The organism is Phaeobacter sp. BS52, from assembly GCF_045040595.1.
In the GTDB taxonomy this organism is placed as follows: Bacteria; Pseudomonadota; Alphaproteobacteria; order Rhodobacterales; family Rhodobacteraceae; genus Phaeobacter; species Phaeobacter piscinae.
Window position 1 is genome coordinate 1,130,820 of sequence record NZ_CP090662.1, and the last position, 14,785, is coordinate 1,145,604.

11 protein-coding genes, 1 tRNA gene and 4 pseudogenes are annotated in these 14,785 nt (G+C 59.8%); 3 read left to right on the plus strand and 13 right to left on the minus strand.

Features of this window, described 5'->3' with window-relative positions; all coding sequences use genetic code 11:
• Nucleotides 1–334 precede the first annotated feature (334 nt).
• Nucleotides 335–901: an HNH endonuclease gene (locus L0Z65_RS05530; protein ID WP_040169205.1), complete on the plus strand. Its 567-nt coding sequence runs from the start codon at nucleotides 335–337 to the stop codon at nucleotides 899–901.
• A 79-nt stretch (nucleotides 902–980) separates the two neighbouring features.
• Here L0Z65_RS05530 and L0Z65_RS05535 read toward each other — a convergent pair whose 3' ends face one another.
• The 3 genes and pseudogenes from L0Z65_RS05535 to rocF all read right to left on the minus strand — a co-directional run bounded on the left by L0Z65_RS05535 (nucleotide 981) and on the right by rocF (nucleotide 3,878).
• The gene (locus L0Z65_RS05535) at nucleotides 981–2,027 is read right to left on the minus strand and encodes an ornithine cyclodeaminase (protein WP_405111503.1); all 1,047 of its coding nucleotides are present in this window, start codon (nucleotides 2,025–2,027) and stop codon (nucleotides 981–983) included.
• Complete coding sequence (gene ctlX / locus L0Z65_RS05540; protein ID WP_405111506.1) at nucleotides 2,024–2,953, minus strand: citrulline utilization hydrolase CtlX; 930 nt, start codon at nucleotides 2,951–2,953, stop codon at nucleotides 2,024–2,026. The genes L0Z65_RS05535 and ctlX overlap by 4 nt, the downstream gene beginning before the upstream one ends.
• A pseudogene (rocF, locus tag L0Z65_RS05545) lies at nucleotides 2,950–3,878 on the minus strand (arginase). Before rocF ends, ctlX begins: the two are co-directional and overlap by 4 nt.
• Nucleotides 3,879–3,990: 112 nt before the next feature.
• Here rocF and L0Z65_RS05550 point away from each other — a divergent pair.
• Nucleotides 3,991–4,416: an Lrp/AsnC family transcriptional regulator gene (locus tag L0Z65_RS05550; protein WP_024097141.1), complete on the plus strand. Its 426-nt coding sequence runs from the start codon at nucleotides 3,991–3,993 to the stop codon at nucleotides 4,414–4,416.
• Nucleotides 4,417–4,450: 34 nt separating this feature from the next.
• Here L0Z65_RS05550 and L0Z65_RS05555 read toward each other — a convergent pair.
• Both L0Z65_RS05555 and L0Z65_RS05560 read right to left on the minus strand, forming a co-directional pair.
• Nucleotides 4,451–4,922: pseudogene (locus L0Z65_RS05555) on the minus strand (disulfide bond formation protein B).
• A 2-nt stretch (nucleotides 4,923–4,924) separates the two neighbouring features.
• The gene (locus L0Z65_RS05560; RefSeq protein WP_405111509.1) at nucleotides 4,925–5,503 is read right to left on the minus strand and encodes a YqaA family protein; all 579 of its coding nucleotides are present in this window, start codon (nucleotides 5,501–5,503) and stop codon (nucleotides 4,925–4,927) included.
• Nucleotides 5,504–5,680: 177 nt separating this feature from the next.
• Here L0Z65_RS05560 and L0Z65_RS05565 point away from each other — a divergent pair.
• Nucleotides 5,681–5,766: transfer RNA gene (locus L0Z65_RS05565), tRNA-Leu, on the plus strand.
• 180 nt (nucleotides 5,767–5,946) lie between these two features.
• On the opposite strand, the gene L0Z65_RS05570 is transcribed toward L0Z65_RS05565, so the two are convergent.
• From L0Z65_RS05570 to L0Z65_RS05605, 8 genes and pseudogenes are all read right to left on the minus strand, one after another.
• The gene (locus L0Z65_RS05570; protein ID WP_405111512.1) at nucleotides 5,947–7,425 is read right to left on the minus strand and encodes an HD-GYP domain-containing protein; all 1,479 of its coding nucleotides are present in this window, start codon (nucleotides 7,423–7,425) and stop codon (nucleotides 5,947–5,949) included.
• A gap of 122 nt (nucleotides 7,426–7,547) precedes the next feature.
• A complete protein-coding gene (locus L0Z65_RS05575; RefSeq protein WP_405111515.1) occupies nucleotides 7,548–8,303 on the minus strand; it encodes an ABC transporter ATP-binding protein in 756 nt (251 codons plus the stop codon).
• Entirely contained in the window at nucleotides 8,303–9,157 is an 855-nt protein-coding gene (locus tag L0Z65_RS05580) for an ABC transporter ATP-binding protein (RefSeq protein ID WP_102896950.1), read from the minus strand. Before L0Z65_RS05580 ends, L0Z65_RS05575 begins: the two co-directional genes overlap by 1 nt.
• Nucleotides 9,154–10,090, minus strand: a pseudogene (gene nikC / locus L0Z65_RS05585) (nickel transporter permease). The gene L0Z65_RS05580 and the pseudogene nikC overlap by 4 nt, the downstream one beginning before the upstream one ends.
• Nucleotides 10,087–11,046, minus strand: coding sequence for an ABC transporter permease (locus L0Z65_RS05590; RefSeq protein ID WP_405112466.1), 960 nt, complete (start codon nucleotides 11,044–11,046; stop codon nucleotides 10,087–10,089). The pseudogene nikC and the gene L0Z65_RS05590 overlap by 4 nt, the downstream one beginning before the upstream one ends.
• Before the next feature lie 99 nt (nucleotides 11,047–11,145).
• Nucleotides 11,146–12,742: pseudogene (locus L0Z65_RS05595) on the minus strand (ABC transporter substrate-binding protein).
• A 108-nt stretch (nucleotides 12,743–12,850) separates the two neighbouring features.
• Nucleotides 12,851–13,903, minus strand: a complete 1,053-nt coding sequence (locus L0Z65_RS05600; RefSeq protein WP_405111519.1) for a dipeptidase — start codon at nucleotides 13,901–13,903, stop codon at nucleotides 12,851–12,853.
• Between the two features lie 204 nt (nucleotides 13,904–14,107).
• Nucleotides 14,108–14,779, minus strand: a complete 672-nt coding sequence (locus L0Z65_RS05605; protein WP_405111522.1) for a class II aldolase/adducin family protein — start codon at nucleotides 14,777–14,779, stop codon at nucleotides 14,108–14,110.
• Between the last annotated feature and the right edge of the window lie 6 nt (nucleotides 14,780–14,785).

The following is a 14,785-nucleotide window of genomic DNA, read 5'->3' on the forward strand; positions in this document are numbered from 1 at the left end:
AGCAACAGATTTCAGCAGATAATGGGTATCGCCGTGCAGCCGTTGCCCATGGTCAGCCTGCGATCAGCGGCAGCAAGGGAACGCGCCCGCTGATTGGTCTGCGAATACCTGTCTGGCCGCATCGAAGCCCTCTGTCGGTTCGCCCGCAGACTGCTGATATTCACCCGCAGACTGCTGATATTCATATGACTGATCCAAAGACAAGCGCGTGCACTCCACGCGCTTTTGTTTTGTCTGAAACCACTGCTGTGTCGGCCCGTACGCGGGGGCAGGGCGGTGGTCAGTGGCCGGGACCTTGGCGCAGGTCCGGGCCATTGAAACGAGGAGGTGCAGTATGACCGTCGCCGTTGGTAATCTCAGAACTTTGATTCTGAACGCAGATATGCAGCCGCTCAGCTGGGCGCCGCTGTCTGTCTGCAATTGGCAGGATGCGTTTGTTGCCGTCCATCAGGAACGGGTCATACAGGTCAAAACCTATGATGATGTCGCGGTGCATTCGGCCTCGGACACCTTCGAAGTGCCCGCTGTTGTTGCGCTCAAACGCTATCGCAAGCGCAAGAAGGTGGCCTTCACCCGGTACAATGTGTTTCTGCGTGATGAGTTCTGCTGCCAGTATTGCGGCAAGCGGTTTGCTGCCAAGGATCTGACATTTGATCATGTGATCCCCCGCAGCAAAGGTGGTGCATCCTCCTGGACCAATATCGTCGCCTGTTGCAGTGCCGATAATCTGCGTAAGGGCAATCTGAAACCACAGCAGGTGGGGTTGAAGCTTCGTCGTCAACCCTTCGCCCCAAGCCCACATGAACTGGACGCGATTGCCCGGCGCCTGCCACGCCCGAAACCGGAACTGCACCAGACCTGGATGGATTTCCTCTATTGGGACAGCGAATTGGACAGCTGATCGCACCCTGAAAGAGCTATGAAAAAGGCCCCGATCAGCAGCGCTGTCGGGGCCTTTTGGTATCCACCTTCGGGGGTGATCAGCCTTTGGCGCGTTGCACCATGCCAAAGAGATCGCGCGGATCGTCAGGGTCGGCCAGCATATCCAGTTCGAGGAACAAATCGGTGTCCTTGATCCGGTCGCGGATGTAGCGCAGAGCCGAGAAATCCTCGATCGCGAACCCGACGCTGTCGAACAGGGTGATCTGCTTGTCATCGCGGCGACCGGGTTTCTGCCCCAGGATCACCTGCCACAGTTCGGTAACCTCAAAATCCTCAGGCATCTGCTGGATTTCCCCTTCGACCCGGGTCTGGGGCGGGAATTCCACAAATACGTCAGAGCGGGACAGGATACCTGGTGCAAGCTCCGTCTTGCCTGGGCAGTCGCCGCCGATGGCGTTGATGTGCACGCCGCTGCCGACCATGTTGTCGGTCAGGATCGTGGCATATTGCTTGTCTGCGGTGCAGGTGGTCAGGATCTGCGCGCCCTCAATCGCCTCTTCCGGCGTCTTACAGGCCACAACCTCAAGCCCGCTGTTTTTCAGGTTTGCCGCGCATTTCGCGGTGGCGGCCGGATCAACATCATAAAGACGCACGGATTTCAGCCCGCAGATCGCCTGCATGGCGAGCGACTGGAACTCCGACTGGGCGCCGTTGCCGATCATGGCCATGGTCGTCGCGCCTTTGGGCGCAAGGTGTTTTGCCACCATGGCGGAGGTCGCGGCCGTGCGCAGCGCGGTCAGAATGGTCATCTCTGTCAGAAGTACCGGATAGCCAGTATAAACATCCGCAAGCAGGCCAAAGGCAGTGACAGTTTGTAGCCCTTCAGAGGTGTTCTTCGGATGGCCGTTCACATATTTGAAGCCGTAAGCCTCGCCATCGGAGGTGGGCATCAGTTCGATCACACCGACGTCGGAGTGGCTGGCCACGCGCGGTGTCTTGTCAAACAGCTCCCAGCGTTTGAAATCCTCTTCGATATAGGCGGCGAGATCCTTCATCACCGTGTCGATCCCGACATGATGAATGAGGCGCATCATATTGTCGACGCTGACAAAAGGCACAAGCGCCTTGTCCGAGGGTTGGGTCATGACTGGGTCCTTTCACGGGGGCTGAGGTGGATGGCTGCCAGCATGCAGCGCACCGACCCGCCAGCGGTTTCGATAGTGGGAATGGAGAGCGGCAGCAGGGTCGCGCTGCGCTCAATTACAGCGATTTGGTCGGCACGCAGCACATCGACGGCACGCGACGACAGCGCCAGCAAGCGGCTGTGCCCGGTCAGCTCCAGCGCGTTGCCTGCAAATCCGGCGATCTGTTCGGGCGTAAGATCAATCACCCGGCGTCCGGTTTCCTCCAGCCGGGCGGCAACTTCGGCCCGGCGTATTGGATCGGTGATCATATCAAGACAGATCAGCGCATAATCCGTGCCAATACCCATCAGTACGTTGGTGTGATAGACATCGCGCCCCTGCGCATCTCGTGCTTCAAACACCATAGGTTCAAAGTTGAAATGGGTGCAGAAACGTTCCAGCAGCACCGGATCGGCACGGTTGGATTTCACGGTGTAGGCAATGCGCCCGATATGGTCGAGCACCATGGCACCGGTACCTTCCAGCGCCAGCCCGTCCTGTTCCAACCCGGAATAGTCGATCACATCCTGAACGCGGTAATCCCGCTTTAGCAGTTCAATCACATCCCAGCGGCGTTCCTTGCGCCGGTTGGCCGCATACATGGGATAGACCGCAACATGGCCGCCGGCATGGGTCGAAAACCAGTTGTTCGGAAACACGCTGTCCGGGGTTTCCGTGCCAGTGTCGTCAAACACATGGACGTTCACACCCGCGCCGCGCAGCGCCGAAACTGCTCCGTCGAATTCGGCCAGCGCCTGCGCAGAGGTCACATCCGCCGTGTCATCCGCAAGGGTTTGAAACGCATTGTCGTCGCGCGTCTCCGGGTTGGAGCAAAAATGGTGCGGACGGATCATCACCACCGCACCGGGGGCCTGAAGCTGGCTCATTGATAGCTCCGTGTCGGGCGGTCAAAGACACGACGCCCAAGGGCCGAGGCGCAGAGATCCACCATCAGATGGGCCGTGCGGCCGCGCTCATCCAGAAACGGGTTCAGCTCTACCAGATCCAAAGAGGTCATCAGCCCGGAATCATGCAGCATTTCGCACACCAGATGCCCCTCGCGCACTGTGGCGCCGCCGGGCACGGTGGTGCCGACCGCAGGGGCCACAGACGGGTCCAGAAAATCAACATCCAGCGAAACATGCAGCATTCCATTGGCGTCCTTGACCCGCTGAAGGAAGGCAGAAAGCGGGCTTAAGCAATGCCATTTTCGTCGATATCACGCATGTCGTGACGGTGAATATCGCTGGCCTCAAGCGCGAGGCGTTCCGGGGTATCAACCGAGCGCAGGCCGATCATGCAGACATTTTCCTGCGGGACCGGGTTGGCCACCTCAGGAAAGCCTGCAAAATCTGGACGCCCGGTGAAATAGCCCACTGGTGTGCCGTGCAGGTTGCCGCTGTCGGAGGTTGCCGGGGTGTGAAAATCGGTATGCGCATCGAGCCACAGCACAAATTGCGGGCGGCCTTCTTTGGCGGCGTGGTTGGCCACGCCAACAACCGAGCCGAGGGACAGTGAATGGTCGCCACCAAGAAAGATCGGCAGCCCCTCTGTCATCGCTTCTTCGGCGGCGCGGATCAGGCGATTGGTCCAGCCGATGGTTTCATTGCGGGCAAAGACCAGACCGTCGTTGGTATCGCGTTCATGGGTCGCAGGCCGCAGATTGCCCTGATCGATCACCTTATGACCCAGACTTTCGATTGCGCGCCCCAGACCGGCGGTGCGATAGGCATCCGGCCCCATCAGGCATCCGGCGCGCCGCTTGCCGCTGTCCACCGGGGCGCCGATCAGAATACAGGTCTTGGATGTCACGCGCATATCTCCTCTGCGAACTGTGCTTACCCTTAGAAACCTCCGATTTGAGGTGGATTCCAGCGATCAAATCGCCCATATAGTAGGGCAAATCATCAAGACGGAGGTCAAATTGGACAAAACGGATGAGCGCCTGATTGCTGCGCTACGTCATAATGCACGCGCCTCCCTGTCGGATCTGGCGTTGCAGCTGAACCTGTCGCGGACCACCGTCCGGGCCCGGATTGAACGGCTGCAAGCCAAAGGCGATATCCTTGGGTTTTCAGTTGTTCTGAAGGAGGATGTGCTGCGCGATCCGGTCCGTGGCCTGATGATGATCGGCATCGAGGGGCGAGGCACCAGCCGCATAACGCGGCAGCTTCAGGGCCTGCCGGAAGTGCGGGCGATCCACACCACGAACGGGCGCTGGGATCTGATTGTGGAACTGGGTACCGAAACGCTGGAGACGCTGGATGCCGCTCTTGCCAAAATCCGCACATTCGAAGGGGTGGTGAGCAGCGAAACCAACCTCCTTCTTGCCACGAAAAAGGACAGCTGAGCCGAGCGGTGACAGGCCCGGCCCGATGGAGGCGTCAGATCCGGTTCTTGCGCATGTGATTGGCCGCAGCAATCCAGAGCACGGCCAGAAACAGCGATGCAATCGCATTCCAACTGGCCATTGAGAGGCTGAACAGCTCCCACGGGACGTCGTCGCAGCGCACCAGCGGTGCAGACATGATCTGCTGCATCAGATCTTCGGAGCTGAGGTTGCCAATCGGGCCGGAGGTGCAGGAATTCGGGCCTTCCCACCAGCCACGCTCAACCCCGGTGTGATATGCGCCGATCCCCGCCGTGGTCAGCGCAGCAAGCGCACCGAGATAGGGCAGCATCACCATTGGGACCATCAGCGCCAACATGCCGATCACCACAGCTGCGCCATGCGGATACCGTTGCCAGATGCACAGCTTACACGGTGCCATCTCACCAAGATACTGAAATCCGAAGGCCCCAAGCAGCAGCGCAGCTGAGCTTAGCGGTGGCAATAAGGATGAGAAATCGGCTCATGTTTACAAGACCTTCAGTGCGAAAAATCCGCCAAACAACAACACGACAAACACCGTAAAGACAAGCCCCAGACGCCGCTCGATAAAGTTGCGGATGGGTGCGCCGAATTGCCACAAAAGCCCCGCAACCACGAAAAACCGCAGTGCACGGGCCAGAATGGAGGTCGCAACAAAGGTTGCAAGCGGCATGCCGGTCCAGCCTGACATTATCGTGATGACCTTATAGGGGAAGGGGGTGATGCCCGCGATCAGCACCGCCCAGAACCCAAAGTCGTTGAACCGCGTGTTGAAGTCCGCCATCGCGTCGGCTTTGCCCATGGCTGCGAGCACCGGCTGGCCGATACTGTCGTAGAAAAATGCGCCAATGGCGTAGCCTAGCAGGCCACCGGCGACTGAAGCGGCCAGCGCGACCAACGCAATCAGCCAAGCCCGCGATGGGCGTGCGAGGATCATCGGGATCATCAGAACATCGGGCGGGATCGGAAAAACCGAGCTTTCGACAAAGGCGACGCCAGCCAGCCACCACAGGGCCTTGGGGTGATCGGCCAGAGCCATGGTTCGGTCATACAGCGCGCGCAACATCCTCGGGGCTCTCCTTGGCAATCCGATGAGAGCGGTGCCACGTGGGAGCGGGCGGGTCAACCGCCATGGCCCCTCGGGGCCCCAAACCCCGCTCAGACCACGGGTGCATTTTTCACCCCTTTGAAGGCGATTTGCCTATGGACCTCCGCGACCGCCTTGGGTAGGAACAAGCTAGGGGCCCAAGTGGCGGAATGGTAGACGCAGGGGATTCAAAATCCCCCGCCTTTGCGGGCGTGCCGGTTCGAGTCCGGCCTTGGGTACCAAGGGTTTCAAGGGGCTGTGCGATGATATCGCGCGGCCCCTTATTCTATTGCAGCCGCGTGCGAACAACTAGTCTTCGCAACGGCCCCCGCCGCCAATCAACTTCGGCAGCCTGCGACAGCATGAGTGTCGGCGGCGGCGCCTGGGAGCGCTTTTCCTGCAATCGCGCCGTCGCTTATGGGTCAGTAGCTGGGCGAGAAAGGACGCGCCTCGCGAGCGGGCCATGGGCTGGCTGCGATGGCGTCTTTCAGGGCTTGGTAGATTTTCGGGTCGATGGTCGTGCCTTGCATGTCGTCCATGGCCGCAAATGCCTTCTCCAGCGGCAAGGCCGAGCGATAGGGGCGATCCGCCGTCATCGCGTCAAAAATGTCGGCGACAGTGAGGATGCGCATTTCGACGGTCAGATCTGCCGCTCCGAGGCCGTGCGGATAGCCGGTTCCGTCCAGCCGTTCGTGATGCGCCGCCACCACGTCCGCGACATCTTCGAAAACCGATATCCGGCGTAATATGTCGTGGCCCAGAACCGGGTGCAGTTTGACCCGCTCCATGTCCTGATCACTCAGACGGCCGGGTTTATCCAGAATCGCGTTGGAGACGCCCAGCTTGCCCAGATCGTGCAGAAGCCCGGCGCGGACCATCCAGCGCCGATGCGGCAGGTCAAAGCCGAGCGCCTCGCAGATCATATCCGTGTAGTGCGCGACCCGTTCGGAGTGGCCATATGTGTATGGGCTTTTGGCGTCGATCACCTTTGAAAATGCGTAAGAAATCTCATCCAGATAGTCATCGTCAACCGGCATGCTCACCTGCGCTGCGCGATCTGCGAACACGCTGGCCTCCAGCCTGTTGCTGGTCAGTGTGTCATAAAATCCTGGCGCGCGGATCACGCGGGTAAAGACCGGGACCAACTCTGGATCGAACCAGCTGCCTGCACGGGTTTCCAGTTCATCTGCCGCGGCGCCGGAACCGAGTTGCAGCGTGAAGACATCGGTGACCTGCGCCATAAGCGCGATACGGGAGAACAGCGGAATTTCCGCCCGGCTGATCCCGGCTGGATGTCCGCCGCCATCCCAATGTTCGTCCAACGCCGCAATCCCATCGGCTACCTGCTCCGAGAAGCGCATGAGCCGGGCGATTTCTGCGCCCCTGTCACAACGGGTCTGGATCAGTTCGGTGGCCAGGCTGCCGCTGCGGCCAATCACGCCGGTGACGGTTTTCAGCCGCTTCAGACGGCTGTCCCCCTGACCGGTGTGGCGCAGTACGAAATCCAGCTTTTGCCGCGTCGTGCCGTCGACAAATTTGAAGTTGCGCTTAAAAGTGAGGTCATCGGTGCGGTAGAGCGCGCAGATCCGGGCGGCGTTGGAGCTGCATCCCAGATCCTTGAGCAGAAGTGTGAAATATAGATCGGCGCGATCCTGCTGCGACAGATGCAGATAATCTGCCACCTGCATGCCAATCCAGCAGCAGCGGACGCAATGCCCCTCTGGCTGACCTTCGGTGAGATCCAGCGCATGGCTGAGTGCGCCCAGCAGTTCGCCCAGCTGGATGGTCTGACCACCAACCCGTGAATAGGTCACATCATGCAGCACGCCCGTGGAGGCGGCCGCAAAACCGGGGCCCGGATCCGGTCCGGGCAGCGAATAGGGGGTCGGAGTGGCCACCATGGCGCGCATCCTTCTTCAAACGCGCGCCTAGCTTACTATCGTGGCCTTAATCTCAGGTTACTGCGGCGCCCGGCCGTCCAGCGGACATCGGCCCTGGTATTGGCCAAGCCCCAGACACCGGGTCAGGCGACACGGTTTGCCGAGGCTTCAAGCAGCGTCTGGGTATAGGGATGCCGTGTTTCACCGCTGCGCATCGCGTCGATGCTGAGCACCTCGACGATCTCGCCATGCTGCATCACGGCTGCCTGATCGCACATATGCGCCACCACCGCGAGATCATGAGAAACCATCACAAAGGTTAGCCCATGCTCGGAGCGCAAATCACTGAGGAGGTTCAGGATTTCCGCCTGAACTGACACATCCAGCGCCGAGGTCGGCTCATCCAGCAGCAGGATATCCGGCTGTGGCGCCAGGGCGCGGGCAATGGCGACGCGCTGGCGTTGGCCACCCGACAGCTGATGCGGATACCGAAAGCGGAACGCGGGACCGAGGCCGACGTCTTTCAACAGTTGATCAACCCGATCGTCAATATCTCGAAACCCGTGCAGGTGTAGCGTTTCTGACAGCACCTGATCCACAGACTGGCGCGGATGGAGCGAGGCATAGGGATCCTGAAACACCATCTGCACGGTCTTGTAGAACTCCCGATCGCGGGTGGGACCAAGCCGCGTGCCCTCGACGAAAATCTCGCCGTTCCATTGCGGCGCCAATCCGGTGATGGCTTTCAAGATAGTGGATTTTCCTGATCCACTTTCCCCGACAAGCCCAAAGCTGGCGCCGGTTTCAACGCTGAGAGAGGCTGCTTTGACGGCATGAACCAGCGCATGACGTTCGCCGAAATAGACGTTGAGATTGTTGATGTCCAAGGCGGTTGTCATCACCGTCCCTCCACACTGGGGGCGTCACGCCAGGCGGGATCGCGTTGCAGCACCTCCAGCCGGGGGCGCGGCGCGTCAAACCGGGGCAGGCTGCCCAATAGCCCCTTGGTATAGGGGTGTTGCGCCTCATGCAGGCGATTGGCGTCACAGACCTCGACGATGCGGCCCGCGTACATGATCAGCACCCGGTCGCAGAACTGGGAGACAAGATTGAGATCATGACTGATGAAGATCAGCCCCATGCCGCGTTCCTTCACCAACCGGTCCATGATCGACAGCACCTGACCCTGCACCGAGACATCCAGCGCAGAAGTGGGTTCATCCGCAATCAGGATTTCCGGGTTCGGGATCAGCATCATGGCAATCATGATGCGCTGCCCCATGCCGCCCGACATCTCGTGCGGATAGGCGCCCATCACCCGTTCGGGATCCCGGATCGAGACCGCCTCCAGCATCTCAAGCGCTTTCTGGCGGGACTCGGCCTTGCTGGCCTTGGCGTGCAGGCGATGTGCCTCGATCAGCTGGTCACCGATTGTCATCACCGGGTTGAGCGAGAATTTCGGATCCTGCATCACCATGGAGATCTGCTCGCCGCGCACCTTGCGCATCTCGCGTTCAGATTTGGCCAGAAGGTTCTCCCCATGAAGGGAGATGTGATCGGCCTCAACCATCCCCGGTTTGCGGATCAGTTGCAGGATGGCGCGCCCGGTCATGGATTTACCCGAGCCGCTTTCGCCAACAATCCCAAGCCGTTCCCGTCCGAGCGAGAAGGACACGCCGCGCACCGCATCAAAGATCCCATTGCGCGTGGGGAACCGCACCCAGAGGTTTTCGACATCCAGAAGCATGCTCATGACGCGCTATCCTTTGGGTCCAGAACATCACGCAGGCCATCGCCGAGCAGGTTGAAAGCCAGCGAGACGGCGAAAATAGCAAGTCCGGGCATGGTGGCCACCCACCAGTGATCCAGAATGAACCGACGCCCCTCTGAGATCATCGCGCCCCATTCCGGGCTGGGCGGTTGCGCGCCAAGGCCAAGGAAGCCAAGTCCAGCGGCAGCGAGAATGATGCCTGCCATATCCAGTGTCACCCGCACGATCAGTGAGGACACACAGAGCGGCCAGATATGCTTGATAATGATCCGCAGCGGGCCAGCGCCTTGCAAACGGATCGCGCTGATATAGTCAGAGGACCGGATGGTCAGTGTCTCTGCCCGCGCCATCCGCGCATAAGGCGGCCATGCGGTGAGCGAGATCGCCAACACCGCGTTTTCTATCCCGGCGCCAAGGGCGGCAACAAAGGCCAGCGCCAGAACCAGCCTTGGAAAGGCGAGGAAGATATCGGTGATGCGCATCAGGATGATATCAGCCCAGCCTCCCACATAGCCAGAAACCGTACCCACCAGCAGCCCCGCAACAGGCGCAATCAGCGCCACCAGGGCAACGATATAAAGCGTGATGCGGGCGCCATAGATCAGCTCGGCTGAGGATGTCGCGGCCAAGGGAGTCGGTGCCCAGAATATGCCCTTCACTGCCTAGGGGCTGCAGGCGGTTGGCAAGGTTCTGCACAAACGGGTCGTGGGGGGCCAACAGCGGTGCCAGCAGTGCAATGGAGATCAGCAGGATCAAGATGGCAAGCCCCACCATCGCCATATGGTTCTGACGCAGCGACAGCCAACCCTGATACAGGGCGGCCAGCCGCGCCTGACGCCGCGATGTGGGGGTATCGGTCAACAGCCAGGCCCGCAGGCCCTGCTTTGGGGCCGGGGTTTGCGACGACATGCTCATTTCGACCTCGGATCAAAGACTTTGTAGAGAAGGTCGGAGAAGATGTTGAGGCAGATGAACACCAGACCAACAACAACGGTGCCGCCCAGCACCGCATTCATATCCGCCGACAGCAGAGCAGTGGTGATATAGCTGCCAATTCCCGGCCAGGAAAAGATAATCTCGGTCAGGACCGACCCCTCAAGCAGGTTGGCATAGCTCAGCGCGATCACGGTGATCAACTGGACGCGGATGTTGCGGAACGCATGGGTCCAGATCACCGCCCATTCGCTCATGCCTTTCACGCGGGCCGTGGTGACATATTCTGCGGAGAGCTGTTCCAGCATGAACGACCGTGTCATGCGGCTGATATAGGCAAGGCTGTAGTATCCAAGCAGGGAGGCGGGCAGCACGATATGTGAAAACGCATCGCGAAAGGCCCCCCAATCCCCGGCGATCAGCGAGTCGATCAGGATCATCCCTGTGACAGAGGGGATCATGTCCTCGTAGAAGATCCCCTGCCGACCTGGTCCGCCAACCCAACCCAGAATTCCGTAAAATAGCAACAACCCCATCAGGCCAAGCCAGAAGATGGGCATGGAGTAGCCAACCAGCGCGATCACGCGGGCAATCTGGTCAATCCAGCTGCCGCGACGCACCGCAGCGATGACCCCCAGTGGCACGCCAAGTATGCAGCCAAAGAGAATGCCGATGGTGGCCAGTTCAAACGTCGCCGGAAACACGCGCGCAATATCGGTCGAGACATCCCGCGCCGTCAGCAGCGAGGTTCCGAAATCGCCCCGCAGGACATCGGTGACATAGTAGAAAAACTGCACCGCAAGCGAGCGATCAAGACCCAGCTCACGGTAGACGGCATTATACTGCTCCTCGGTGGCGCGCTCGCCGACGATGGCCAGCACCGGATCGATGGGCATCACCCGACCGATCAGGAAGGTCACAAACAAGAGGCCCAGCATCGTGACCGCGATGGACGACAGCGTCACCAGCGTGCCGCGCGCCCAAGGGGGAGGGGCAGCCAAGGCCGCCGCTCCGTTTCTGTTGCGAAATTCGCCATCTTACTTGGTCACATCCCAGTAGGCGACCGAGGTGATGGCGCCGCCAAGGCTCAGCCCTTCGACGTTATCGGCCATGCCCGCCTGTTCGATCAGCTGGAACATGACAGCGAAGGGGGCGGTGTCACGGAATTGCGCCTGGATCTCATGATACATCTCCGCGCGCTTCTCTGTGTCGCCCTCGACAACAGCCGCCGACACCTTCTCGGTCAGGCCACCTGTGTCCCAGCCGTTGCGCCAGGCCAGAAGACCGGTGGCATTCGCGGCGTCCGAGTTGTCGGGGTTATAGGCAAAGGTGCCCGCATTGGTATGGGGATCAGGATAGTCCGGCCCCCATGCGCCGAGATAGATATCCAGCTCACGCGCTCGGTACTTACCCAGCACCTGCTTGCCGGTGCCAACCTCAAGGTTCAGCGTGATCCCGGCCTGGGCGAATGTGTTCTGCAGCGACTGGGCAATTTCCAGACGCTCCTGCGCCTCACGCACGCCGACAGTCAGCTCCAGATTTTCGACGCCTGCCTCAGCCAGCAACGCCTTGGCCTTTTCCACATCGAGCGAGAAGGGATTCTCGTCCACCGCGCCGAGATAGGTTTTCGGCAGGAAGTTCTGATGGCCGACATACCAGTTCTTGAGGAAGCTGTTTTCCATGCCATCATAGTCGATCAGATACTTCAGCGCCTGACGGACTTGCGGTTTGGACAGTTCCGGATGCTTCTGGTTGAAGGAGACATACATCAGGCGACCGCGCATTTCGCGCAGCACCTCAACGCCGTCAACACCTGCGAGACCATCGACATCAGACGGGGTAAGATCGCGGGCCACGTCAACGTCGCCACGTTCCAGCATCAGGCGTTGGGTCGCGCTCTCTTGTACGTGTCGCACGATGACGCGCTTCATTGCGGGCTCACCGCCGTAATAGGCCGGGTTGGCGCTCAGGGTAACGCTTTCCTTCGGCTTCCAGCTGGCAAGGCTGTAGGGGCCGGACCCTGCGGAGTTGGTGGTCAGCCAAGTGTTGCCCATATCCCCGTCGACTTCATTGGCCATGACCAGTTCTCTGTCGACAATCGCGCCAATGGTGGCGGTCAGGCAGTTCAGAACAAAGGAGGTTGCGTAGCGCTTGTCGGTGGTGATCGATAGGGTGTTGCCATCAACCTTGATCGTTTCATCGACGTTCTCGGGCGTGAACCCAAATTGGGTGATGATGAAGGATGGCGTCTTGTTCAGCAGAACCGCGCGTTTCAGCGAAAATGCAGCATCCTCGGCCCGGACCGGGTTGCCGGACTGAAATTTGACACCTTCGCGCATGGTGAAGGTGATGGTGCGGCCATCCTCAGAAACAGTCCAGCTTTCGGCCAGATCCGGCTGGTAGCTTAGCGTCCAGATCCGCGGGGTCGAAATTCACCAGTTTGCCGTAGATGTTGCGGATCACATCTGCGCCTGCAAACTCAAAACTCTGCGCCGGATCCAGCGTGGTGATATCATCAATACGGTTGGCAATGACCAGCATATTCGCCGGGGTTTCGGCCATCGTGGCCATCGGGGTGAGGCCAATTGCCAGCCCCAGCGCGGCTGTGCCAAGAAGGGTTTGAATGGTTTTCATCTTTAACTCCCTATCGTGTTTTTAATCTTTGAATATCGCGCTGTTATCAGCGTCTTTTTGTTGTCTAACCGTGGCCCGTGCTGAGCAAGGGCGGCAGCTTGTCGAATGTCAGGGGTTGTCCCAGGTCGCATCCAGAACCCGCAGCCAATTGTCGTGGCACAGCTTTGTCATCAAGGCATCATTGATCCCGTGCTGGCGCAGGGCGGCACGCAGCGCCGGAAGACCCGCCACGGTTTCGATGTCCTTTGGCACCGTGGCGCCATCAAAATCCGAGCCGAAACCGACCCGATCCTCACCCAATTGGGTGATCAGGTGGTCAATATGGTGCAACATGCGATCAATCGGGGTATCGGCGTCCATGCGGCCATCTTCCCGCAGGAAGGCCACGGCAAAGTTGAGACCAACCATGCCATCACTGTCACGGATCGCGTGCAGCTGGCGGTCAGTCAGGTTGCGGCTGTGGGGGGTCAGGGCGTGGGCATTTGAATGTGTGGCCACCAGTGGCGCGTCACTCAGCTCTGCCAAATCCCAGAACCCGGCCTCATTCAGATGTGAAAGATCAATCATCACGCCCAGCTGATTGCAGCGCTTCACCAGCCGTTTGCCATCCGCGGTCAGACCGGGCCCGGTGTCGGGCGAGCCGGGAAAGCGGAATGGTACACCGTGGCCAAACCGGGTCGGGCGGCTCCAGACCGGGCCGAGAGAGCGCAAGCCCGCCTGATAAAGAACGTCAAGCATATGGAACTCCGGATCAATTGCCTCGGCCCCTTCCATATGCAGCACGGCTGCCAGCAACCCCGTGGCGAGACAACTCCGGATATCATTGGTGCTGCGGCAGATCTTCAGCGCACCGTCGCGTTCCAATTGGAGCAATATCGCCGCCTGAGAAAGCGCGACGGGGGCCGCATCCGGCCAGCTGACCTCCTCGGGCAAAGGCAAATCGTAGGCCGTGGCCATCATCTCATCATGGCTGTCGATATCGACAGCGTCGGGTACGTAGATGGCAAAAAAGCCACCGCCAAAGCCACCTTTGCGCGCCTTCACAAGGTCAATCTGGCGTCCGCCGCTGCCCTGAAACCCATCCGCACCCGGTGGAATGTCGCGATTATGCAATCGCAGCAATAGATCGTTGTGGCCGTCGAAAATCAGAGGATCAGTCATTTTGCTTCCTAATTCCCTGATATGAGGTCGTATCTTTTGCGCTAACGCAAGGGAATTTACGCTGGTTTTTGCGATAAGTCAGAGCAACGCCCAAAAAGTAGCGTCTATCCAGCGACATGCAGGACGCTACAGGTCACCCTGTCTGCCAATAGCTCGACCAAGCCGAGAACATGTTCGATTATCGCGCAAATGCGACTCAGGATTTTAGTCCTGCTTCAAGCCATAGCCTGCGAATGCCGCCAGCGCGTCGTCGATCTGCGCCGGGCTGAGCAGCTTGGGCGTGCCGATGCTGCGCGCGCGAATGTAGGTTGCTGCCAAATGTTCCAGCTCAGCCATCCGCCACATGGCGCGCGCCAGGGTGTCACCGGTGCAGATGGCGCCATGGTTGGCCATAAGGCACCCCTCACGGTCCGTCAGTGCGGCAACGACATGGGCCGACAGCTCCGAACTGCCAAAAAGCGCATACTCGGTGAGTGGAACGTCATGTCCGCCAAACGCCGCCACCATATAGTGACAGGCCGGGATCGCCATGTGGTTCACGGCAAGCGCACAGCAATTGACAGGATGGGCATGAACCACGGCCATCGCCTCCGGCTTGGCTGCCAGCAGCGCCTGATGGAACTGCCACTCGGAGGAGGGCGCAGGCTGGCCGTCCCCCGCATCCGGTCCGCGATCCAGTGGCATCCGCACAATCATCTCCGGGGTCATTGCCTCATAGGGGATCCCGGATGGGGTGATCAGCATCTCCCCGCCAGCGATCCGCAACGAGATATTGCCGGATGTGCCCTGATTGATGCCGCTCCTGTTCATCTCCAGACAGGCGTCAATGATTGACTGGCGCAGCGCAGGGCTATCCTCGGGGGCGGACCTTGGCATGGCAGG

Coding starts and splice junctions, on each gene's coding strand:
- L0Z65_RS05530 (WP_040169205.1), top strand. CDS start 335: ATGACCGTCGCCGTTGGTAATCTCAGAACTTTGATTCTGAACGCAGAT.
- L0Z65_RS05560 (WP_405111509.1), bottom strand. CDS start 5,503: ATGTTGCGCGCGCTGTATGACCGAACCATGGCTCTGGCCGATCACCCC.
- L0Z65_RS05570 (WP_405111512.1), bottom strand. CDS start 7,425: ATGGTGGCCACTCCGACCCCCTATTCGCTGCCCGGACCGGATCCGGGC.
- L0Z65_RS05605 (WP_405111522.1), bottom strand. CDS start 14,779: ATGCCAAGGTCCGCCCCCGAGGATAGCCCTGCGCTGCGCCAGTCAATC.
- L0Z65_RS05580 (WP_102896950.1), bottom strand. CDS start 9,157: ATGAGCATGCTTCTGGATGTCGAAAACCTCTGGGTGCGGTTCCCCACG.
- ctlX (WP_405111506.1), bottom strand. CDS start 2,953: ATGAGCCAGCTTCAGGCCCCCGGTGCGGTGGTGATGATCCGTCCGCAC.
- L0Z65_RS05575 (WP_405111515.1), bottom strand. CDS start 8,303: ATGACAACCGCCTTGGACATCAACAATCTCAACGTCTATTTCGGCGAA.
- L0Z65_RS05600 (WP_405111519.1), bottom strand. CDS start 13,903: ATGACTGATCCTCTGATTTTCGACGGCCACAACGATCTATTGCTGCGA.
- L0Z65_RS05590 (WP_405112466.1), bottom strand. CDS start 11,046: ATGCTGGGCCTCTTGTTTGTGACCTTCCTGATCGGTCGGGTGATGCCC.
- L0Z65_RS05535 (WP_405111503.1), bottom strand. CDS start 2,027: ATGACCCAACCCTCGGACAAGGCGCTTGTGCCTTTTGTCAGCGTCGAC.